This window comes from Thalassovita autumnalis (assembly GCF_001458255.1).
Classification (GTDB): domain Bacteria; phylum Pseudomonadota; class Alphaproteobacteria; order Rhodobacterales; family Rhodobacteraceae; genus Thalassobius; species Thalassobius autumnalis.
The window spans coordinates 168,173-189,816 of the sequence record NZ_CYSB01000009.1 but is presented as its reverse complement, the minus strand read 5'-3'; the positions used below and the strand labels follow the sequence as shown (position 1 = coordinate 189,816).

Annotated in this window: 19 protein-coding genes; 15 read left to right on the top strand and 4 right to left on the bottom strand. The window is 60.4% G+C overall.

The genetic code is table 11. The features are described 5' to 3' along the window. Nucleotides 1-120: 120 nt before the first annotated feature. Genes TL5118_RS03720 through TL5118_RS03705 form a run of 4 tightly spaced genes read left to right on the top strand, consistent with a single transcriptional unit; the run spans nt 121 to nt 5,327 of the window. A complete protein-coding gene (locus TL5118_RS03720; RefSeq protein ID WP_058243994.1) occupies nt 121-1,152 on the top strand; it encodes a glycosyltransferase family 2 protein in 1,032 nt (343 codons plus the stop codon). Next, entirely contained in the window at nt 1,149-1,877 is a 729-nt protein-coding gene (locus TL5118_RS03715) for a sulfotransferase family protein (protein ID WP_179945290.1), read from the top strand. Before TL5118_RS03720 ends, TL5118_RS03715 begins: the two co-directional genes overlap by 4 nt. Continuing rightward, nucleotides 1,877-4,261, top strand: a complete 2,385-nt coding sequence (locus tag TL5118_RS03710) for a glycosyltransferase family 2 protein (protein WP_058243993.1) — start codon at nt 1,877-1,879, stop codon at nt 4,259-4,261. The genes TL5118_RS03715 and TL5118_RS03710 overlap by 1 nt, the downstream gene beginning before the upstream one ends. A gap of 4 nt (nt 4,262-4,265) precedes the next feature. Continuing rightward, entirely contained in the window at nt 4,266-5,327 is a 1,062-nt protein-coding gene (locus TL5118_RS03705; protein ID WP_058243992.1) for a glycosyltransferase family 2 protein, read from the top strand. Nucleotides 5,328-5,354: 27 nt separating this feature from the next. On the opposite strand, the gene TL5118_RS03700 is transcribed toward TL5118_RS03705, so the two are convergent. After that, nucleotides 5,355-6,824: a multicopper oxidase domain-containing protein gene (locus TL5118_RS03700; protein WP_058243991.1), complete on the bottom strand. Its 1,470-nt coding sequence runs from the start codon at nt 6,822-6,824 to the stop codon at nt 5,355-5,357. Between the two features lie 275 nt (nt 6,825-7,099). Between TL5118_RS03700 and TL5118_RS03695 the strand changes: the two genes are divergently transcribed. Both TL5118_RS03695 and pyrC read left to right on the top strand, forming a co-directional pair. Next, nucleotides 7,100-8,110, top strand: coding sequence for a hypothetical protein (locus TL5118_RS03695; protein WP_058260746.1), 1,011 nt, complete (start codon nt 7,100-7,102; stop codon nt 8,108-8,110). Between the two features lie 52 nt (nt 8,111-8,162). Then, nucleotides 8,163-9,203: a dihydroorotase gene (gene pyrC / locus TL5118_RS03690; protein ID WP_058243989.1), complete on the top strand. Its 1,041-nt coding sequence runs from the start codon at nt 8,163-8,165 to the stop codon at nt 9,201-9,203. Between the two features lie 149 nt (nt 9,204-9,352). On the opposite strand, the gene TL5118_RS21300 is transcribed toward pyrC, so the two are convergent. Continuing rightward, nucleotides 9,353-9,523 (bottom strand): hypothetical protein, encoded by a 171-nt coding sequence (locus TL5118_RS21300; RefSeq protein WP_165590011.1) that lies wholly within the window; start codon nt 9,521-9,523, stop codon nt 9,353-9,355. Nucleotides 9,524-9,733: 210 nt separating this feature from the next. Here TL5118_RS21300 and TL5118_RS03685 point away from each other — a divergent pair, with 210 nt between their 5' ends. The 7 genes from TL5118_RS03685 (at nt 9,734) to TL5118_RS03655 (ending at nt 15,921) form a co-directional block, all read left to right on the top strand. Further along, nucleotides 9,734-10,414 carry an orotate phosphoribosyltransferase gene (locus TL5118_RS03685; protein WP_058243988.1) on the top strand — a complete coding sequence of 227 codons (681 nt, stop codon included), beginning with the start codon at nt 9,734-9,736 and terminating at the stop codon, nt 10,412-10,414. A 276-nt stretch (nt 10,415-10,690) separates the two neighbouring features. After that, a complete protein-coding gene (locus TL5118_RS03680) occupies nt 10,691-12,181 on the top strand; it encodes a replicative DNA helicase (RefSeq protein WP_058243987.1) in 1,491 nt (496 codons plus the stop codon). Between the two features lie 176 nt (nt 12,182-12,357). Next, nucleotides 12,358-13,416, top strand: a complete 1,059-nt coding sequence (gene alr, locus TL5118_RS03675; RefSeq protein WP_058243986.1) for an alanine racemase — start codon at nt 12,358-12,360, stop codon at nt 13,414-13,416. Beyond that, nucleotides 13,413-14,195: an MlaE family ABC transporter permease gene (locus TL5118_RS03670; RefSeq protein WP_058243985.1), complete on the top strand. Its 783-nt coding sequence runs from the start codon at nt 13,413-13,415 to the stop codon at nt 14,193-14,195. Before alr ends, TL5118_RS03670 begins: the two co-directional genes overlap by 4 nt. Next, nucleotides 14,192-14,938, top strand: a complete 747-nt coding sequence (locus TL5118_RS03665) for an ABC transporter ATP-binding protein (protein WP_058243984.1) — start codon at nt 14,192-14,194, stop codon at nt 14,936-14,938. Before TL5118_RS03670 ends, TL5118_RS03665 begins: the two co-directional genes overlap by 4 nt. A gap of 33 nt (nt 14,939-14,971) precedes the next feature. After that, a complete protein-coding gene (locus TL5118_RS21295; protein WP_058243983.1) occupies nt 14,972-15,358 on the top strand; it encodes a hypothetical protein in 387 nt (128 codons plus the stop codon). A gap of 80 nt (nt 15,359-15,438) precedes the next feature. Beyond that, the gene (locus TL5118_RS03655) at nt 15,439-15,921 is read left to right on the top strand and encodes a paraquat-inducible protein A (protein WP_058243982.1); all 483 of its coding nucleotides are present in this window, start codon (nt 15,439-15,441) and stop codon (nt 15,919-15,921) included. Between the two features lie 11 nt (nt 15,922-15,932). Here the strand turns inward: TL5118_RS03655 and TL5118_RS03650 are convergent, their stop codons facing one another. Beyond that, nucleotides 15,933-17,168 carry an autotransporter outer membrane beta-barrel domain-containing protein gene (locus TL5118_RS03650; protein WP_082626317.1) on the bottom strand — a complete coding sequence of 412 codons (1,236 nt, stop codon included), beginning with the start codon at nt 17,166-17,168 and terminating at the stop codon, nt 15,933-15,935. Nucleotides 17,169-17,709: 541 nt separating this feature from the next. Between TL5118_RS03650 and radA the strand changes: the two genes are divergently transcribed. Together radA and TL5118_RS03640 are read left to right on the top strand one after the other, a co-directional pair. Continuing rightward, nucleotides 17,710-19,077 (top strand): DNA repair protein RadA, encoded by a 1,368-nt coding sequence (gene radA / locus TL5118_RS03645; protein ID WP_058243980.1) that lies wholly within the window; start codon nt 17,710-17,712, stop codon nt 19,075-19,077. Nucleotides 19,078-19,112: 35 nt separating this feature from the next. Continuing rightward, nucleotides 19,113-19,667 carry a CvpA family protein gene (locus TL5118_RS03640; protein WP_058243979.1) on the top strand — a complete coding sequence of 185 codons (555 nt, stop codon included), beginning with the start codon at nt 19,113-19,115 and terminating at the stop codon, nt 19,665-19,667. 761 nt (nt 19,668-20,428) lie between these two features. Here the strand turns inward: TL5118_RS03640 and TL5118_RS03635 are convergent. After that, the gene (locus TL5118_RS03635) at nt 20,429-21,541 is read right to left on the bottom strand and encodes an agmatine deiminase family protein (RefSeq protein ID WP_058243978.1); all 1,113 of its coding nucleotides are present in this window, start codon (nt 21,539-21,541) and stop codon (nt 20,429-20,431) included. Nucleotides 21,542-21,644: the final 103 nt, after the last annotated feature.

The following is a 21,644-nucleotide window of genomic DNA, read 5'->3' as shown; positions in this document are numbered from 1 at the left end:
CGCATTGCAGGGGGGATTGTAGGTAATTGGGAAACAAGCGGCTAAAGCCATAATAAAATCAGTCGTTTCGAGAGCAGAGAGTAAACAAGTGAGCATTGCACAACCCAAAGGGGCAGGCAGATGCGTGTAACCGCAGTCACCTGCGTCAAAAACGAAGGCCCGTTCCTGCTGGAATGGATTGCGTTCAACCGGCTGATCGGGGTGACCGATCACCTGTTTTATTCCAATGATTGCACCGACGGCACTGATGAGATGTTGGATGCGCTGGCTGCGCGCGGCATCGTTCAGCACCTGCCCAACCCCGCCAAAGGGCGCAATTACCAGATGGAGGCGCTGAAACACGCCGCCAAACAAGAGGTGGTGAGCGAGGCTGATTGGGTCTGGGTGGCCGATGTGGATGAGTTTTTGAACATCCATGTGGGCGATCACACCATCCCCGCGCTGGTCGAGGCCTGCGGCAACCCTCAGGCGATTTCGCTGAACTTTCAGTTCTTTGCCAGCGATGGGATTGAGACCTTCGAGGACCGTCCGGTGATCGAACAGTTCACCCGCTCGCACAATCCCGACCTGTGGTGTGGGGAGGCGGCGATTGAGGTGAAATCGCTGGTGCGCCATGACTTCCCGCTGCAGTATTTTGGCGCCCACCGCCCGTTTTTCCGCGAAAAACTACCACCGAAAAAGCGCCCCTCCTGGACCGATGGATCTGGTCGCAAGGTGCAGCACAAGTTTCTGGTCGCGGCCAATCCGCGCCGCATCCGCAAGTTTCCAGCCCAGGGTGCGCGCGACTATGCGACGCTCAACCACTATGCGCTGCGCTCGCTCGACAGCTATCTGGTGAAAAACGATCGCGGTGATGTGAACCGGGAAAACCGCGCCTTTGATGATACCTATTGGCGCGAACGCAATGATCCCGCCTGGCAGGATCTGAGCATTCAACGCTACCTGCCTGATTTGCAGGCCGCACTGGCCGATCTGAAATCCGATCCTGAGATCAACGCGCTCCATGACAAGGCTTGCGCCCTGCACCGGGAAAAGCGCGATGCGCTATTGGCCCAGCCCGCCTATCAGGAGATGCAGGCACAATTGCGCGCGGCCTCGACCCTGCCGCCGCAGGAGGAAGCGCTGATCCGCAAACTGGGGCTGACCCTATGAGCCGGCTGAGGGTTGTCAATCTGGGGCTGCCGAAATCCGGCACCACCACCGTGGCCCGCGCCCTGCGCCGGGCCAGCCTGCACACAGCGGACTACCGGATCCGCACCGGGCAAAGCAAAGACAACCACATCCTGGGCGATTTTGTTGGTCAGCTGGTCTATGAGGCCTTCTTCCGCACCGGCGATCCGCTGGCTTACTTGGATGAATTTGATGCCTTCAGTGAGTTAAGCGTGCTGCGCAAGGGCCTGTCGCTCTGGCCGCAGATGGATTTCGCGGTGATTGACGCGATCCGCCAGAACCATCCCGGGGTGAAGTTCTTTGCCAGCTGGCGTCCGGTGGCTGAGATTTCCGATTCCATGTCTCGCTGGTCAAACCTGACCTCAGAACGGTTGCCGAAAAATCAGATCCCCGGTCTGCCGCGCGGATTTGGCGGGGCTGATGGTGAACGCCAGCGCTGGATTGCAGGGCATTATGACCATCTGGACCAGATCTTTGCCGGCTCAGAAGACTTCCTGCGGCTGGATGTGGGCGCAGAGGATGCGCGTCAGCAACTGGCCGATTTTATCGGCCGCGACGTGCCATGGTGGGGGCATCTCAATCGCAACCCTGTGCGCGTGGAAACGCCAGACCAGGATGATACGGGCCGGGATGATACGGGCCAGGACACCAGCGACCGGCACGACAATGACACGCCAACAGGCGATACGGATACGGAGGCCGTCTGATGCAGATCTACCTGCACATCGGTTTGGAACAGGTGGGCGCGGCCCGCATTCAGGACGTGCTGGCCAGCAAACGCGAACAGTTGGAGGCCAAAGGCATCCTGTTCCCGCGCGGCGCGGGCGGCAAGAACCACACCCGGCTTTATATGGCGGTGACGGATCCGGATCATGTGGACACGCTGCGGTTCAATCGCGGATATATCGATCCCGAAAAACAGCGCAGCCTGTTTAATCTGGTGCAGCAGGCGATCCTGCGTGATGTCGCCGCTGTGCGTCCTGAAAAGCTGATCCTGTCGGCCAGCCAATTGGGCGCGTCCCTGGCGCGGCGCTCAGAGCTGGAGCGGCTAAAGGCGCTGCTGGCCCCGATTGAGGGGGAGATAAAAGTTGTCGCCCATGTGGATGAACAGGCCCGCCTGCTGGCCCGGCGCTACAGCGCGCAGGTGCTGGAGGGGCGCGCGACATCTCTGGCGCGGGAAATGGACATGGCCGGCACCGCTGATTGGTGGGACGATGCCCTGCTGGATGGCCATCAGATCGTGCCGGAAAACGGTGAGTTTCTGGAAATCCAGCATCCGCCATTCTGGCTGGATTACGCCCGCCTGCAACAGGAGTGGGAGGCGGTCTTTGGCGAAGGCTGCGTGAGCTTCCGCGCCTATGACGAGGCGCTGTTTTATTCCGAGGCCGTCACCGATGAGATCCGCGCGATGTTTGACATCGACCAGACCATCGGCCGCGCCAACGCCGAAGAGCCCCCTGAACAGCCCGCTGCCGCCTGGGTGACCCGTGGACGGCAGATGAATGATCTGTTCTTGCAGATGCTGAAATCCTCGGACCGGTTGATCAACCGCCAGCTCTGGCGGAAGTTCATGAATGAAATCAAGGTAGACGGTGATCCAATTGCCCCCGGCAGCCTTGCAGCCATCTCAGACGGATTTGCGAAACAGAACAAGGCGCTGATCAAGGCGCATAAGGGCCTTAACAAGGCCAGCCTAACCCCGGATGCCGCCCTGCCCGACTGGGACGAAGCGGACCCGACCCGCGGGTATCGTGCTACACAATACCTGCTGTCCTTCCTGCACCGGATCAACAAGTTCACCCGTGAGGAGAAAGAGCATAAGGCTGCTGAACTGGCCAAGCTGAATGCTTCCACCGAGGAGGCCCCTGCCCCCGCGCCGACAGACGAAGGTGACGGGATCACCGGGCTGACGGCTGCGGCCCGCGCGATTATGCCCCCGCTGGCGGTGCAGAATTTTGAGAAGCTGCAAGGGTCTTCCTTTAAGCCGCACAATGACATCGGTCGGGTTGATGAAACCGCTGAGGCCGCGCCCTATACCGCGATGAAGCCGCGCAAACTGCCCAAAGGCAGCACCGGCAATATCATCGTCGGCTGCATGAAAAATGAGGCGCCTTACATCGTGGAATGGGTCGCCTATCACCGTGCGATGGGCGTCGACAATTTCCTGATTTACACCAATGACTGTTCCGACGGCACCAGCGAGATGCTGGATCGCCTGCAGGAGATGGGCGTTTTGCAGCACCGCAACAACGACAATTGGAAAGGCAACTCGCCCCAGCAATATGCCCTCAATCAGGCCCAGAAAGAGCCGGTGCTGAAAAACGCCGAATGGATCGTGCATATCGATGTGGATGAGTTCATCAACGTGCGCTGCGGCAACGGCACGCTGCAGGATTTCTTTGACCGGGTGCCCGATGCCACCAATGTTGCCATGACCTGGCGGCTGTTTGGCCACAACGGCGTGACCGAACTGGCCGATGATCTGGTGGTGGGTCAGTTTGACACCTGCGCCCCTAAATTCTGCCCCAAGCCGCACACCGTCTGGGGCTTTAAGACGATGTTCAAAAACATCGGCGCCTATGAAAAAATCTCCTGCCACCGGCCAAACAAACTGGATGAGGATTTCAAATCCCGCGTCAAATGGGTCAACGGATCGGGCATCGATATGACCCGTGAGGCCGCCGAGAAAGGCTGGCGCAGTTCCAAGAAATCCATCGGCTACGATCTGATCCAGTTGAACCACTACGCGCTGCGCAGCGCCGAAAGCTATCTGGTCAAACGCCAGCGTGGCCGCGCCCTGCATGTCGATCGCTCCATCGGGTTGAACTACTGGATCCGCATGGACTGGTCGGACTTCAAAGATGTTACCATCCAACGCAATCTGCCGCGCCTCAGGGCCGAATATGACCGGCTGCTGGAGGACAAAGAGCTGAAGCGCCTGCATGAGGCGGGCTTTGCCTGGCATCAGGCCAAAGCGGCCGAACTGCATGGCATGGCGGAGTTCGAAGACCTCTATCAGCAGGCCGTGGCGCTGAAACTGACCGAGGTGGAACGCGTGGCCTACGCGCTGGCCCTTGATATGGAAAGCTGACCCAATGCGCGCGCTTGCCATCCTGACCTTACGCAACGAAGGGGCCTTCCTGCTGGAATGGCTGGCCCATCACAAACAGGTCGGCTTCACCGATTTCCTTGTGTTTTCAAACGACTGTCAGGACGGCACCGATCAGATGCTGGACCGGTTGCAGGACATGGGCGAACTGACCCATATTCGCAATGACGGCCCCTATGGCAAAGGCGGCATTCAGTTCGCCGCCTATAAGCTGGCTGAAAAACACCCCCTGATGCAGGATGCAGACTGGGTGATGACGCTGGATATCGATGAATTTGTGAACATCCATGTGGGCAATCACACGTTAGAGGCGCTGTTCGATGCCCTGCCCGAGGCGACGGCGATCCCGCTGACCTGGCGGTTGTTCGGCAACGCCGGCCAGATCCGCTACAATGATGTGCCGATCACCCAGACCTTCTTTGCCGCCGCACCCGTGGTGCTACACTGGCCCTGGCGCGCGGCGATGTTCAAAACACTGTTTCGCAATGATGGCACCTACGGCAAGCTGGGGGTGCATCGCCCGCGCAACCCCGATCCTGAGCGGCTGAAAGACCAACGCTGGTTTGACGGTGAGGGCCGCGAACTGCCTGAGAAGTTTGCCCGCACCCGGATCTTTTCCAACTACGGCCAGTCAAACTACAAGCTGGCGCAGCTGAACCATTACCCGCTGGGCACAATGGAAAGCTATGTGTTGAAGGCCGATCGTGGCCGCGCCGTGCATGAGGCGGATCGGCTGGGGTTGGATTACTGGGTGGAACGTAACTTTAACGTGGAAAAAGACCGCTCAATCCAGTCTTTGGCGCCGGAAATGCTGGCGGCGATGGATCAGCTGAAGGCCGACGAAACGCTTGCCGCCCTGCACCAGCAGGCCGTCGCCTGGCGCCACGCCCGGTTTGAGGCCCTGCTGTCAGAAGAGCCATCGCGCGCCCTGTTTTCCCGCCTGCTGATGACCCCGCCCAGTCAGCCCGTGCCCGAGCAAGCCGCGAAGTTTCTGACCCATCACGCCAATAAGGCGCGGGTCAACGCGGCAGAAACCTCGGGCAAGTAGGCTCGGTAAGTTTGCGTTAAGCCACTGTTACGTCACGGTGAATTGCCCCATCATGCCGCAGTCTTCGTGTTCCAGAATGTGACAGTGATACATGAACGGCGCATCGGCCGGCGCTGCATGATCGAACCGCACCAGGATCTCTGACCAGCCTTCGCCAACATGCACCATATCCTTCCAGCCTTGCGCATAGGCGGGGGCTGCACCTCCCTCTTGCTGAAGGATACGGAAGGAACAGCCGTGCACGTGGAAGGGATGCTGTTGTTCATCCGCCGTGATGCGCCAGATTTCCGTGGTGCCTTTGGTCACCTTTTCGTCGATCCGGTCCATCTTCATTGGCTGACCATTGATCGCCATCGCCCCGGCATCGCCGCAGACATTATCCCACGCCAGCGCCAGTGCGGTCAGATCAGCGCCCAGATCCATGTCCAACTGGAACGACCGGGTCACCGTAGCCTCAGACCGTTTAGGGGGCTCCAACACAGCCAGTCGGTTTGGCATCGCCCCGGTGAAGCCTGCCTGCGCCGTGCGATTAAGGTGCAGCGCAACCGTGCTCTGATTGCCGCCAAACAGGCTGGCAAAGAACCCCACATCACCACCGTTCAGGTTGACGGTCAGCGCGTTGCTTTCGACAGCCGCCATATCAACGAGGATCTCATAGCGTTCGCCGGGGGACATCACGATGCTCTCCACCTCAACAGGGGATGAAAGGAAGCCACCATCGGATGCGATCACTGTGATCGGCCCCGTCGCCATCGACAGCTCCAAGAACCGCGCGTTGCAGGCGTTCAGCAGTCGCAGCCGCACCAATCCCGTCGGCACATCCTGCGCCACCGGCGCAATCGCCCCGTTGACCACGAGGGTATCGCCCTGAAACCCCTCCTCAATTGTGTCGCCCGTCAGCGAATAGCTCATCCGCCCGCTGGCATCGAACATCTTGTCCTGCAGGACGAGGGTGAAATCATCCACGCCATAGGTCTTGGGCAGATCTGCAGCCAGGCTCCCCTCGTCTTCGATCAGCAGAACACCTGCCAGACCGGTGTAGGTCTGCTGCGCGGTTTTTCCGTGCATATGTGAATGGAACCAGTTCATTGAGGCCCCTTGCACAATCGGCACGTCAGGCGACCAGGTCGCGCCATCCTCAATCTCCTGATGGGGACCGCCGTCAACATCCCCGGGGATGTGCAGCCCGTGCCAGTGGATTGTTGTCACATCGCCGATGCTGTTCATCACATCAAAGGGCAGCACCTGGCCCTGCTTCACCCGCAGAACCGGCCCCAGATAGCTGTTGTTGATGCCAAAGGTGGCGCTGGAGGCCCCGGTGCCAAAATCATGCTGCGCCGATTGCAGGTTCAGCGCGATCCGTCCCTCAATCCCGGCGGTGAGATCGGTCATCGGGATCAGTGGCAGCTGTCGCGCTGCCGACTGGCCCCAAGCGTAGCCCGTGCCCGCTGCAATTGCACCGGCACCGCCCAGTTTCAAAAACGCTCTGCGATCCATTGTCCTCTCCTGCCAGAATACCTTCGCCAAACAATCTCTGTTTAAGTAGGGACAGCCCCTGCGCGTTCAACGCCGACCGACCAATGCCATCGGGCGGGCGACACATTTCCGCCCAATTCGCCGGCCTCACAGCCCCAAAGGCCCTAGGATTCCCGCCGTTTCTCCGCATTTTGGCCGCAAACTCAGGTCAAATTTCCTCAAAAGCCCACAAAGCCCCCCAAAAGCCCCGGGTGCAGGTTGCACCCCAAAGGGCACGGTACTGAGGATCTGAGTATATGCTGGACGCGCCCAACCCGCTCGACACGCCGCTGAACGGCCTGAAGAAAGCTGAATGGCTGGAGCGTTTTAGCGAGATCACCCAAGAAACCGGCTTTTTCCAACCCCTGGGCGCGCGCCACTGTGCTGGCTTCGTGGATGAAAAACCGATCCTCTTGGTAACCTTTGAAACCCGTCAGGGCATTCAGGCCCTTTCCGAAAGCGCACAGCCGCTGGGCTGGGATTTCGCCCGTTCGCTGGGCTGGTCCCACCTGTCGGTGATCAGCGATGGGGACACATGGTTCCGCGCGCCAGAGGTCTATGGCTTCTTTGACCAGCTGATCGATGACGGGTTCTTTGAGGAATTTGACCGGGTGATTTTCTATGGTGCAGGCCCCTGTGGCTATGCGGCTGCGGCCTTTTCGGTCGCTTCGCCCGGCGCACATGTGCTGGCAATCCAGCCACAGGCCACACTGGACCCGCGCGTCACCGAATGGGACAATCGCTTTGTTGAAATGCGCCGCACCTCCTTCACGGATCGTTTTGGCTACGCGCCCGATATGATGGATGCCGCGCAACAGGGCTACGTACTTTATGACCCGCGTGAAGAGCTGGACGCGATGCATGCCGCGCTGTTCACCCGCCGCAATGTCACCAAGCTGCGCCTGCCCAATATGGGCAGCGCGTTGCAGTCGGACCTGCTGAGCATGGAACTGCTGTTCCCGATCCTGCAGGCCATTGGCGAGGATCGCTTCAGCGAAGAAGAATTCGCCCGCCTCTCCCGCGCCCGCCGTGACTATCCACGCTACCTGCGTGGCTTGATCGCCCGCATGGATGCCGCTGAACGGCCCTGGATGGCCGCGATGGTCTGCCGCAATGTGACAAGCCGGATGCGCGCCCCACGGATCCGCCGCCGCCTTGACGCGTTGGAGGCTGCAGCCCGCGAAGGCAAAATTCGCATCCCCGGGATTGAACCGGTAGCCCCCTCGGAGGCTGACCAGCCCGCGCCAGAAGGCGGCGCAGAGGCATAAGCCGCTCTTAGGGCTCTAGCACTTCAGCGTAGATTTGTGTAAGCGCGGGGCCATGAGCACCTCCATCACCATTCCCCGCCCCGATGACTGGCACCTGCATCTGCGCGATGGCGCGATGCTGCAGGCCGTCCTGCCCGAAACCGCCCGCGATTTCGCCCGTGCGATCATCATGCCCAATCTGGTGCCACCGGTGGTTAAGGGCGCGGATGCCGCCGCCTACCGGGATCGCATTCTGGCGGCCCTGCCTGAGGGCATGGCGTTCGAACCCTTGATGACGCTCTACCTGACCGAAGACACCGACGCTGAAGATGTGGCCGCCGCCCATGCCAGCGGGCTGGTCAAGGCGGTGAAGCTGTACCCCGCGGGGGCGACCACCAACTCCTCCTCCGGTGTGACCAACTTTGACAAGGTGCGTCCGGTGCTTGAAAAGATGGCCGAGATCGGTCTGCCGCTCTGCACCCATGGCGAAGTCACCGACCACGACATCGATATCTTCGACCGTGAGGCCGTGTTCATCGACCGGGTGCTGGATCCGATCCGCAAAGCCACCCCGGGCCTGCGTGTTGTGATGGAACATATCACCACCGCCAATGCCGCCGATTACGTGCGCAGCCAGGACAAGGATCTGGGCGCCACAATCACCACCCACCACCTGATCATCAACCGCAACCACATTCTGGTCGGTGGGATCAAACCGCATTACTACTGCCTGCCCGTCGCCAAACGCGAAGAGCACCGGATCGCCCTGCGCGCCGCCGCGACCTCGGGCGATGCGCGCTTCTTCCTTGGCACCGACTCAGCGCCGCACACGGACGCCAACAAGCTGCAGCCCTGCGGCTGTGCCGGTTGCTTCACCGCCACCAACACCATGCCGCTCCTGGCGCATGTGTTTGAGGAAGAAGGCAAGCTGGACAACCTCGCCAAGTTTGCCAGCGAAAACGGGCCGAACTTCTACCGCCTGCCGGTGAACGAGGGCACGCTGACCCTGACCAAAGGCGACGCGCCCACTGCCTTCCCGCAGCAGATCGACACCCAAGACGGCCCCGTCACCGTGTTCGACCCCGGCTTCCCGGTGCATTGGAAAGTGGCGTAAGCGTTACGCTCGAGAACAAAAGGCTGCGCCTGCCTGGGTAGGCGCTGTCAAAGCTTAGCAAGACCTAGCGCCGAACCGAGGGGTGGTGCGAACGCGCCGCCCCGTGGGGGCGGTTCGGCGCGGCCCAACATTGCTTGTTGGGCGAAGACCTATTCGCGAGCATCTTCTTCAATTTCTTGCCGGCGGATTTCATCGCAAACCGCATGAACATCCAGCTCGTTCAGCTTGGGCGGCAAGTGCTTTAGGATATCATAACGATCCACAAGCACCTGCAATTTCACAGCCTCAGTACACCAACAAATCAAAGCAATCGGCAGCAACCCACTATCTGACAGCTATGCGCGCAGGAAGTTGGCGCAGATCTCTTTATGATCGACACCTAGTTGATCTCGCAAGCCCCACAGCACAACCCAAGATTACCCACGCCACACTACCTCGCCCGACCTCTACCGCAACCCCTCTCGACATCGCCGCCATAGATCGGCTATCAGCGCGCGAGCTGCTGATCGCTTCATAAAGGTGCTGCCCAGATGATCCCAACGTCCTACCCGTCCAAAGAAGAAATCGCCCGCCTCTCCGCCCGTATGCTGCTGGAAATCGGTGCGGTGAACTTCAACTCGCGTGAGCCTTATACGCTGGCCTCGGGCCTGCCCTCGCCCAGCTATGTGGATTGTCGCAAGCTGATCTCCTTCCCACGGATCCGTACCACGCTGATGGATTTCCTGACCGTCACCGTTATGCGCAACGCCGGTTTTGAGGCCTTCGACAACATCGCCGGTGGCGAAACCGCAGGCATCCCCTTTGGCGCGCTGGTTGCTGAACGCATGGCGCTGCCGATGACCTATGTGCGTAAGAAACCCAAGGGCTACGGTCGCAACGCCCGCATCGAAGGCGTCATGACCGAAGGCCAGCGCGTGCTGCTGGTTGAGGATATGACCACCGATGGCGGCTCCAAGCTGTCCTTTGTGGATGCGATCCGTGAAACCGGCGCGGAGTGCGGCCACACCGCGGTGATCTTCTACTACGACATCTTCCCTGAGACCACGAAACGTCTAGGCGATCATGGCGTAGAACTGCACTACCTCTGCACCTGGTGGGATGTGCTGGCCGAAGCCAAGGCGCAGAAAGCCTTTGATGAGGAAACGCTGAACGAGGTTGAGTCGTTCCTGAACGATCCCCGCGCCTGGCAGGAAGCCAACAAAAAAGGCTGATCCGCCGCGCGATCGCCGCTCATCCAACGTTGAGCCGCAGCCATAGGCAAAGGCACGCCGATCCACGCAGGGTCATCTGGCGTGCCTTTTCCACCTTCTGGCTGTGAGACATCCAGATATTGACAGAAACCAGCCGCAGCCGACAAAATGATGTAGGACCAATCTATCCACAGGCCATTCACAGGTCTTGCACAGGGTGGTCCACCAAAACATACAATTTGCCCGGCAAACGCCGCTTCGAGTAAAACCTCCACCCACTGGGGGACAGTAAAAACAATGAACGAAATCGCTCCGATCAACAGCGCTGCGCCAAAAGAAGAGGCGGAAGCGACTGATCCAATGCCGCATTCGATCGAAGCCGAGCAGCAATTGCTTGGCGCGATCCTGACCAACAATGATGTCTATGACAAAATTGCCTCGGTCATTAATGCGCAGCATTTTTATGAGCCTGTCCATCAGCGCATCTACGAGGTGGCCGCCGCCCGCATCGCCAAAAACCAACTGGCAACGCCGGTGACGCTGAAAGCGTTCCTTGAGGAAGACGAGGGCCTCAAGGCGCTTGGGGGACCAGCGTATCTGGTCCGGCTGGCGGGGGCGTCCATCTCGGCCTTTGCGGTGCGTGACTACGCGCAGATGATCTATGATCTGGCCATCCGCCGCGAGCTGATCCGCCTGGGCGGTGACATCTCGGAAAAGGCGCGCCGGGTCGATGTGGCCTCTGAGCCGAAAGAACAGATCGTTGATGCCGAGCAGAAGCTTTATCAGCTGTCCGAGCAGGGCCAGACCGAGTCGGGGTTCAAATCCTTCCTGAAAGCCGTCACTGAAGCGGTAAATGTCACCAACGAAGCCTATCAGCGCGGCGGTGGCATGGCGGGGATCTCCACCGGTCTGGTCGATCTCGACAAACAGCTTGGTGGTTTGCACCCGTCGGACCTTTTGATCCTGGCGGGGCGTCCCTCGATGGGGAAAACCTCGCTGGCGACCAACATCGCCTTCAACGTCGCCAAGGCCTACAAACGCGGTCTGAAACAGGACGGCACCGAAGGCGCAGTGGACGGCGGTGTTGTCGGCTTCTTCTCGCTCGAAATGAGCGCCGAGCAGCTGGCCGGCCGTGTTCTGGCCGAAGCCTCGGAAATTTCCAGCCACAAGATCCGTCAGGGTGACATGACCGAGGAAGAATTCCGCCGGTTTGTGCAGGCCGCAAAGGATCTTGAGGCCTGTCCGCTGTTCATCGATGACACGCCGGCGATTCCGATCAGCCAGCTGGCCGCGCGGGCGCGACGGCTGAAACGGACCCATGGCCTGGACCTTCTGGTGATCGACTACCTGCAGCTCTGCCGTGGTATGTCAGACAACCGTGTGAACGAAATTGCCGAGATTTCGATGGGCATGAAAGCCATCGCCAAGGAACTGAACATCCCGGTGATCGCGCTGTCCCAGCTGTCGCGTAACGTCGAAAGCCGCGATGATAAACGCCCGCAGCTGTCGGACCTGCGGGAATCTGGCTCGATCGAACAGGATGCGGATGTGGTGATGTTCGTGTTCCGTGAGGAATACTATAAGGAACGTGAAAAACCCGGCGATCATGAGCTGGAAAAGATGGAAGAGTGGAAAGAGGCGATGGAACGCCTGCACGCCAAAGCCGAGGTGATCGTCGGCAAGCAGCGTCACGGCCCCATCGGCACCGTGGAGCTGTCATTTGAGGCGCAGTTCACCCGCTTTGGCAACCTTGTCAAACAGTGGCAGCAGGACGACCAGGGCTATTAAGCCGCATTTCCGTTTGCCAAATCTTAAGGGGGGCAACACCCGCCCCCTGTCCCCGCCCCCCTTTCAATGTTCCCCAAATACTCACATTGGGCAGCCGCGCCTCAACGCGCCACGTTTTGGCGGGGTGGTTGCGCTTTCATCTTGACCCGCCCCACGCGTCTGGCAAAACAGGCGCCATGACTGTTTCTACTCTGACGATCGACCTCAATGCGCTGGTGGCCAACTGGCGGGCGCTTGATGCAAAATCCAACGCCTCGGTTGAAACCGCCGCGGTGATCAAGGCGGATGGCTATGGCCTCGGCTCTGGCCGCGTGGCCAAGGCTCTGTGTGCGGCAGGGGTGCGCCGGTTCTTCGTTGCCGCCGCCGAGGAAGCGATCCCGGTGCGTGAGGCGATTTGCGACGGGGCAGAGATCTGCGTCTTTTCCGGCCACGGCGCAGGGGATACCGATCTGATCCGCGATCTCGATCTGATCCCAATGCTGAACTCCGCCGCGCAACTGGACCGTCACCTCAGCGCCCTGCCCCATCGCGGCTATGGCGTGCAGCTGGACAGCGGCATGAACCGTCTGGGGATGGAACCTGCAGAATGGGCCGCAGTCCGTTCGCGCGCTGAGGCCGGGGATCTGCGGCTGGTGATGTCCCATCTGGCCTGCGCCGATGAGCCTGATCATCCCATGAATGCCCAGCAACTGGCCTGTTTCACAGAAATGACGTCAGGTGTGACCGTGCCGCGGTCCCTGTCGGCAACCGGCGGAACCCTGTTGGGGCCGGACTATCACTTCGATCTGGTCCGTCCCGGTGTGGGGCTTTATGGCGGTCTGCCCTTTGAAGATGCAAGGCCCGTGGTGACAGTGGCACTGCCGGTGATCCAGATCCGTGATGTCGCTGTCGGCGAGGCCGTGGGCTACGGCAACGCCTGGGTGGCCGAACGGCCCAGCAAAATCGCCACCGTGGCGGCGGGCTATGCCGACGGGTTGCACCGTATGATCGGCAACGGCCTGAACGGTGCAACGCTCAATGTCTTTGCAAGTGGCACCGCCTGCCCCGTGGTGGGTCGGGTGTCGATGGACCTGATCACCGTGGATATCACCGATCTGGCCGAAGCCCCGGATCAGCTTGAGATCCTGAATGACCAGCAACAGGTTGATGATCTGGCGGATATCGCTGGCACCATCGGCTATGAAATCCTGACCTCCATGGGGCGGCGTTATCAGCGCCAGAATATCGGCGGATGAGTGTTGTGCGGGTGATAGGCGGCCTTGGGGCGCAGGTGCTGGCGATGCTGGCCATGGTGGGGCGGTTGACGCTGTTTGCGGCGGAAACCATCAGCCACCTGCTGCGCCCGCCGTTTTACACCCGCGAATTTCTGACCGCATTGGTGCAGATCGGCTGGCTGAGCCTGCCGGTGGTCGGCATGACCACGCTTTTCACCGGCGGCGCGCTGGCGTTGCAGATTTACGCAGGCGGCGCACGGTTTTCGGCTGAGGCGGTTGTGCCCTCGATTGTGGCCATCGGCATGGTGCGCGAATTGGGGCCAGTCCTTGGCGGCCTGATGGTGGCGGCACGTGTCGCCAGTTCTATCGCGGCCGAGATTGCCACCATGAAGGTAACCGAACAGATCGACGCGCTGGTCACCCTGTCGACCAACCCGATGAAATACCTCACCCTGCCCCGCGTTCTGGCCGCCACCCTGGCGGTGCCCTGTCTGGTGGCTGTGGGCGATGTCATCGGCATCATGGGCGGCTATCTGGTGGGCGTCAGCCGGTTGGATTTTAACGCCGCCGCCTATCTGAAAAACACCGTCGATTTCCTTGAGGTCTTTGACGTGACCTCGGGCCTGATCAAAGGCGCGGTCTTTGGCTTCATCGTTGCCACGGTGGGCTGTTTTTACGGCATGAACTCGGGCCGTGGGGCGCAGGGCGTTGGCGCGGCGACCAAATCGGCGGTTGTCGCCGCCTCGGTCCTGATCTTTGCTGCCAACTATATCCTTACAGAGCTGTTCTTTTCCGCATGATTGAGCTGACAGATGTCCATAAGGCCTTTGGCCCCAAGAAAGTGCTGCAGGGGGTCAACCTGACCATCCCCAAGGGCACATCGATGGTGATCATCGGCGGCTCAGGCACCGGCAAATCAGTGCTGTTGAAATCGGTTCTGGGCCTGGTGACCCCGGACAGCGGTTCGATCACTCTGGATGGGCAGGACGTCGGCACGGGGGATCGCGATGCCTTTCTGGCGCGTTTTGGCATGTTGTTTCAGGGCGGTGCGTTATTTGACAGCCTGCCGGTCTGGCAGAACGTTGCCTTCCGCCTGATGCGCGGCGCGTTGAAAAGGCCCAAGGCCGAGGCACGCGACATCGCGATTGAGAAGCTGCGCCGCGTTGGTTTGACCCCGGATGTAGCGGATCTGTTCCCGTCGGAACTGTCAGGTGGCATGCAGAAACGGGTTGGACTGGCCCGCGCCATTGCCGCCGAGCCTGAGATCATTTTCTTTGATGAGCCGACCACCGGTCTGGACCCGATCATGTCCGGCGTCATCAACGACCTGATCCGTGAGATTGTGGTGGAGATGGGCGCAACAGCCATGACCATCACCCACGATATGACCTCGGTCCGCGCGATTGCCGACAATGTGGCGATGCTGCACGATGGCGTCATCCAGTGGACGGGCCCGGTGGCGCAGATGGATGCCTCGGGCGATCCTTATCTGGATCAATTTATTCACGGCCGCGCCGATGGCCCGATTGGGGCTGTACGCTAGGCCCTGAGGCTGGGCAACAAGGGAGGGGCCAACATGCCTGATACACCGCTGATTGCCACCTACCTGCCGGATCTGTCGCCATGGGTGCTGACGCTGCTGCGCTTCTGCGTTCTGTCCCTACCCGTTTTGGTCGCCATCGCCGCCCTGATGCGCCTGCGCAGCCCACACCCGCCGCGCGCGGCGTGGTCCTGTGTGGTGGCGGCGGTGCTGCTGTTCCTGTGCTGGCTGATGCCGCCCGCCTGGCTGCAACAGCTGCAGATGCGTCAGTTCCGCGATTTCGCTGCGATTGGCATCTATGGCTGGCTGCTGTTTGACTGGTTCCGACTGGGGCGCGAGGATGGCTGGGGCCGCGCCGATCTGCCTGCGCTTGGCGCGATGACGGCGATGATTGCCCTGACCGGCTGGGGCATCTTGGGCTGACCCCTTGCAGCGGGTGGCGTTGCTGCTTACCTCTCAGCCACGCCGATAACACGCAGGTAGACATAGGGAGACCGCGCAAAATGGCCCGTATTCTCAACCTCTTGCTGCTGGTGCTGTTTCCGGTCGCCTGGTTTGCCCCGCTGCTGCGCGCCGGGCTCTTGCCGCTCTTTGGCCTGAGTGAGATCAGCGTGATTTCCGGCCTGCAGAGCCTGTGGGGCAGTGATGTGTTTCTGGCGCTACTGGTGACATTTTTCGCGCTATTTGCCCCCTATGTGAAAACCTTGGGGCTGGCGCTGGTGCAGTTTCACCTGCTGGACCGCCGGGCCCTGCCGGTGTTGACCGTGCTGGGCAAACTGGCGATGGCAGATATCTTCCTGATCGCGCTTTATATTGTGCTGGCCAAGGGCATTGGCCTTGGCACGGTTGAGGTGGCCTGGGGCCTATATCTGTTTACCGGCTGCATTCTGGCCTCCCTCGGCCTGTCCTTGGCGGAAAAACGCCAGCGCCTCAGTGGCAAGAAAAACGGGGACGATGCAGCATCGCCCCCGCTCTCCGTCTCATGAAGTTCTGCGCGTCAGAACTTTTTACCGATCTCCAGCCAGGCGCTTTGCTCTGAGAAGTCCTGACCAAGGCCGCCGAGGGACAGCCCCAGATCGATTGAGAAGCCGTTGGCCAGTTCCGTCTGGAACCCCAGCGAGGCCGTGCCGGCCCAGCCGTTCTGGTCATATTCGCCCGAGCTGAGCGCGATCGGCGCATTGGTGTCGGTGTAATCCCCGCTCAGTCCCAGGGTCAGTGAGCCAGCGCTCAGCGCCTGGCGCCATTCCGCCCCGATGGAGGCACGGGTGAAATCAACGCTTTCGCCCACCCCGCTGCCTGCCAGCGAACCAGAGGTGCTGGCCAGCTCCACGCGGCCTTTGCTGAGGCCCAAGGTGGGGGTCAGTGTGCGCCCTTTGCCCAGATCGATGTCGCGCTTCACCTCGGCACTGAAGGCACGCAGATCGCCCTCCGCCGCGGCGGTGCCGCCGGAGTGGGTGATCTCATCATAGTCGATCTTGCCAAGGCTCAACGACGCGGTGCCGTGCCAGTCGCCACTGCGCCACCCCAGATAAGGCTGCACCATTGTCTGCTGACCGGTGTAGCTGAAATCAGGCGAGGACGCATCGAGGTTGGCGCGCCCAACCGACAGACCCGCCAGCAGGTTGTCATTCAGCTCAACATCCACACCCAGCTGCAACAGCGGGCTGGAGAAGCTGCGATCATCTTCCTCTGATCGGAAGCCCGAAACGCGCATCCACACATAGGTGTCACCCATCATGGTGCCGGTGCCGGCATCACGACCCTGCGTGGACATGAAGACGGTGTTGTCCCGGCTGGCAAAGCTGCCCGCGACCGCATCGCGCACATTGGTTCGGGTGATCAGGATCGTGCCCAGGCCCGTCTGCACCATGATCGAACCGGTTTCATCCAGCTGCTGCTGCGCCGTTGGGCCAGCAAGCAGATGTTCGACGATCAGGTTGTAGAACTCCAGCTGATATTCAAAGGAGGTGGTCCCAACCCATTGTTCGGAGGAGGCAAAGGCGAGGTAGGTGCCTTCTGTTTCGTCGCGAAACTTGATGCCGAACCCCATTCCTTCGGGAATGCGACCCACGTAGAAGGTCCTGGTTCCGCGCAGGGCGCCATCATACCGCTGGAAGCTTTCGGGCGCGGTAGAGTAGAACGCCAGATCGCTCTCACTTGAGGGCACGCCTGTGTGTGTCACACTGACAACGCGCACATGGGGCCTGAACTCGATCACTGGTAGTTCATCCATCACCGCAACAGTTTCCCCCCCACCGGCAGGGGCTGGAGCACCGGGCACAGGTCGTGGTGGCGGCGACGTGAATGTCGGCTTCACCAAAAACTCGGTAAACCCGGCAGAGATTTCTCGATTGTTGTCGACGTAGTAGACCCAGCCATCATCCGGGCTTTGGTGCCTGAAATGGTGGCCCTATAGGTCAGTTTGCCCAAAGACTGCGCATAGGCAGCCGGGGCAGCGCAGCACAGCAGCGCCAGTGTTGCGGCAGTCAACCGCGAAGTGGAAATTGAATTCATTGCATGTCCCCTACAATTCGCCGGGCAACGCTGCTCAAAATGTCTCGGTAAAAATCAGCACTGATAGGCTACACGGGCGCGTCTCCGGCGCGCGTATTAGGTCCGTGCACCACTTATTCCCCTAGGATTTCCTGCGCTTCAGCGGCATTTTATTAAACCTTGTCTCATCGCTACCTCACCCGAACGGGTGATCCCGCCACAGGAAACGCGATCCGAAATCGCCGTTTGACCCTTGCGCGTGGCTGTTGCATCAACAGCCCATGGCCAAGCAAAACAAAACCTTCAGCTGTTCCGCCTGCGGCAGCTCTTTCACCAAATGGTCCGGCCGCTGCGACGGCTGCGGCGAATGGAATACCATCGTTGAGGACACGCCGCTGTCGGCCGGTCCCGCGTCCAAATCGCTGGGCGGCAAACGCGGTGCCGCTTTGGAACTGACCGACCTGTCGACCGAAGAAGCCCCGCCACCGCGCACCCAAAGTGGGCTGGATGAGTTGGACCGCGTGTTGGGCGGTGGCCTGGTACCTGCCAGTGCCATTCTGGTCGGCGGCGATCCCGGCATCGGCAAATCCACCCTGCTGCTGCAGGCGGCAGCGCGGTTTGCCCAGGCGGGATTGAAAACCATCTATGTCAGCGGCGAAGAGGCCTCGGCGCAAGTGCGGATGCGGGCCCAGCGGTTGGGCCTGTCGGATGCGCCGGTGAAACTGGCCGCAGAAACCAACCTGCGTGATATCCTGACCACGCTGGAGGCTGAGATGCCGCAGTTGGCGATCATCGACTCGATCCAGACCATGTGGGCTGACAATGTCGACAGCGCGCCGGGATCGGTCAGCCAGGTGCGCGCCGCCGCGCATGAGCTGACGACCTTTGCCAAACGCAAAGGCATTTCCATCGTGATGGTCGGCCATGTCACCAAAGAAGGTCAGATCGCCGGGCCGCGTGTGGTCGAACATATGGTGGATACCGTGCTCTACTTCGAGGGTGAGCGCGGCCATCAGTTCCGCATCCTGCGTGCGGTGAAAAACCGTTTTGGCCCCGCGGATGAGATCGGCGTTTTTGAAATGACCGGTGGCGGCTTGTCGGAGGTTTTGAACCCCTCGGCCCTGTTCCTCTCTGAACGGGGGGAGCCCTCGCCCGGATCGGTGGTCTTTTCCGGTATCGAAGGCACCCGGCCGGTGCTGGTCGAATTTCAGGCCCTGATCGCCCCCTCACCCCACGCGCAGGCGCGCCGGTCGGTGGTGGGCTGGGATGCCTCACGTCTGGCGATGATCCTGGCCGTGCTGGAGGCCCGCTGCGGCATCCCGTTTGCCGGATTGGACGTCTATCTGAACGTGGCAGGCGGGCTGAAGGTCAAGGAACCCGCCGCAGATCTGGCCGTTGCGGCAGCGCTGCTGTCGGCCCGCGAAGACGCTGCATTGCCGGCGGATACGGTGGTTTTCGGTGAAATCTCGCTCTCCGGGGCGCTCAGACCGGTGGGTCAGGGCGAAAACAGGTTGAAAGAAGCGCAAAAACTTGGTTTCACCTCAGCCATCGTTCCGTCTGGCGGCAAGATCACCGGGGGCGATGGGTTGAGCCTGCGCTCATATGCAGACCTGACCGCTTTTGTGGGTGATATTTTCGGCGCTGGCTGAGGCGTCACATAGGGAACAGGGATAAGAAACGGACCATGGACGGTTTCACCATCATCGACGGCGTTGTCGCGCTGGTCATCATTTTGTCGGCCCTCTTGGCCTATTCGCGTGGCTTAGTCCGCGAGTCGCTGGCGATTGCTGGCTGGATTCTGGCCGCTGTGCTGGCCTTTATGTTCGCCCCGAAAGTGCAACCGCTGGTCAAAGAGATCCCCGTTGTGGGTGATTTCATCGCCGACAGCTGCGAGTTGTCGATGCTGTCAGCCGCCTTTGTGGTCGCCGCACTGGTCTTGGTGGTGGCATCACTCTTTACGCCGCTGTTCTCATCGCTGGTGCAGCGATCGATCCTGGGCGGGTTGGATCAGGGTCTGGGCTTCCTCTTCGGGGTGCTGCGCGGCGTGCTCTTGGTGGCGATCACCTTCTTCGTCTACGAAACCGTCGCGGTGGGTCAGGACGTTGCCATGGTGGACAACAGCCGCTCAGCCAAGGTCTTTGCCTCAATGACCGGCAAAATCGAAGACCGCGACCCAAGCGCATCGCTGGGCTGGATCACCTCCAAGTACGAAGATCTGGTCAGCAGCTGCGAGCTGTAGTCCCATTCACCAGAGAGTTTCCAAACGGCGCCCCACGAGGCGCCGTTTTTTGTTAGGACCAGTGCCTCGTGGCCCTCAATCCGATCAAACAACACGCCATGTTTGGGCTGCCACGTGGCGGTCATTGCAACGTTTCCCAGCAGCATGCCAGCCTCAAGGCTCAGCAAGGCCTCTTCGTTTATATCCGCCCTGTTTTCCATCCGCAGTGTCGTGCGCACGATCATCGCGGGATAACGGCATTTTCCAATCTGCACATCGGTCCTTTTGATTGGGCGCACAATATAGGTACCGCGCCCGAAATCCTTGCCATTGATGTGCATCGTCATCGGCAAGGTATATTTCTTCCCCCCCACACTCAGATCCAGCGATTTCGCTGTCGCCGGCACCTGCATTTCAATTCGACTTTTAGCCGTTTTGCGATCCACCGCGATGACCCCGTTCCAATATTCTGTGCTGACCCGCTCGGTCGTTCCGTCCCTTTCCATTGTCCGATCTTCCCGCACGGTTCCGTCCTGCGCCAGCCGATTGGTGACCTGAAAAAACGGTTCATTACGTGTGAGCGTGAAACCGGTGCCCTTGCTTAAATCAACGCAGTCCGCCGCGGCCGCAGTTGCTGAAACCGCAAAAACCGAAGCACACACAAAAAGAAATGACCGCACAGCGACGGGTCGAAGTCCATTCATCATTAAAAAATGCCCATTCTAAATAACTGGTGCGACGACGAAAGCTCACTTCAATTGGCAGGTCAATGCGGTATCTTTTCATCCGCTGGGCAATTCATGCGTGGCGCAGTGGATGCCGCCGCCCAACTCCCCCAAGGGATCAACGTTCAGCATCACCACATCACGGCCGGGGTAAAGACGGCGCAGGGCCCGCTCGGCCGCTGCATCGGTCTCTCGGTCGCCAAATTCAGCAGCGATCACCGCCCCATTGCAGACATAGTAATTGGCATATGAGGCGACGAAATCCAGCGATTGAACGCGCCGCACGTTTGGTTCGGAAATCACCTCCAGCGCCACGCCGGCTGCTTGCAGGATGTCATGTGTCTCAAAGGCTGAGATATGGAAGGGATCGTCAAAATCCGGCTCCTCAGGCAGGTTGATCAGACCCCGCCCCGGCCCGGTGAACCGCATCAGGCTATCGATATGATAATCGGTGATGTCCTGCCCCTTCACCCCCGGCGCCCAGATCATCCGGTCCGCGCCATAGGCCGCCAGCAGCGCCGCCTCCACCTGATCGCGGTGCATTCCGGGATTGCGATTGCTGATCACCCAGGAACTTTCATGCGCGCAGAGCAGGCCGTGGCCGTCCTGCTCCACACCGCCGGCTTCGCCCACCAGACCTGTGGGCAAAAGCGGCAGGCCCAAACGCTCCGCCACCCGTTCCGCCACCCGGCCATCGCGACGATGGCGCTGTTTGCCGCCCCAGCCGTTAAACTGGATGTGCTGCACGGCCCGCCCGCCGGTGCCATCCACCGCAACAATCGGGCCGCTGTCGCGACACCACAGATCCTCCGTCGGGATGTCCCAGAGCGTCACCTTATCTGACAAGAGCTGCCGTGCGGAGGCGTGATCGCCAGCTGCGGCCAGCATCACGACCGGTTCAAATTCTGCAATCGTATTGGCAATCTCGGCAATCGTGGTCTGAGCCTGCTGCAAAAACCACCGATCGCCGTAAACCGACAAGGCCACCGGAAACTGCATGAATGTCAGCTCATGCGGGACCTCTTCGGCAGGCACATACCACGCCCCAGCGTGCTGTTCTGTGCCCTGTTCTGCAGCCTCTGCCGTTGTGGCCTTCACCCCTGCAAGGCCAGCGGTCAGACCAGCCCCCAAGCCACCAATCATCTGAGCCAAAACGCTGCGACGTTGCATCTCATCCTCCGCCCTTTTGCCCTGCGATTTAGTCCTCATTTTAGGCACGCGACTGTTCAGCACAAATTCTTTTGTGATCCTTTGATGACAGCCGCGCTCGCAC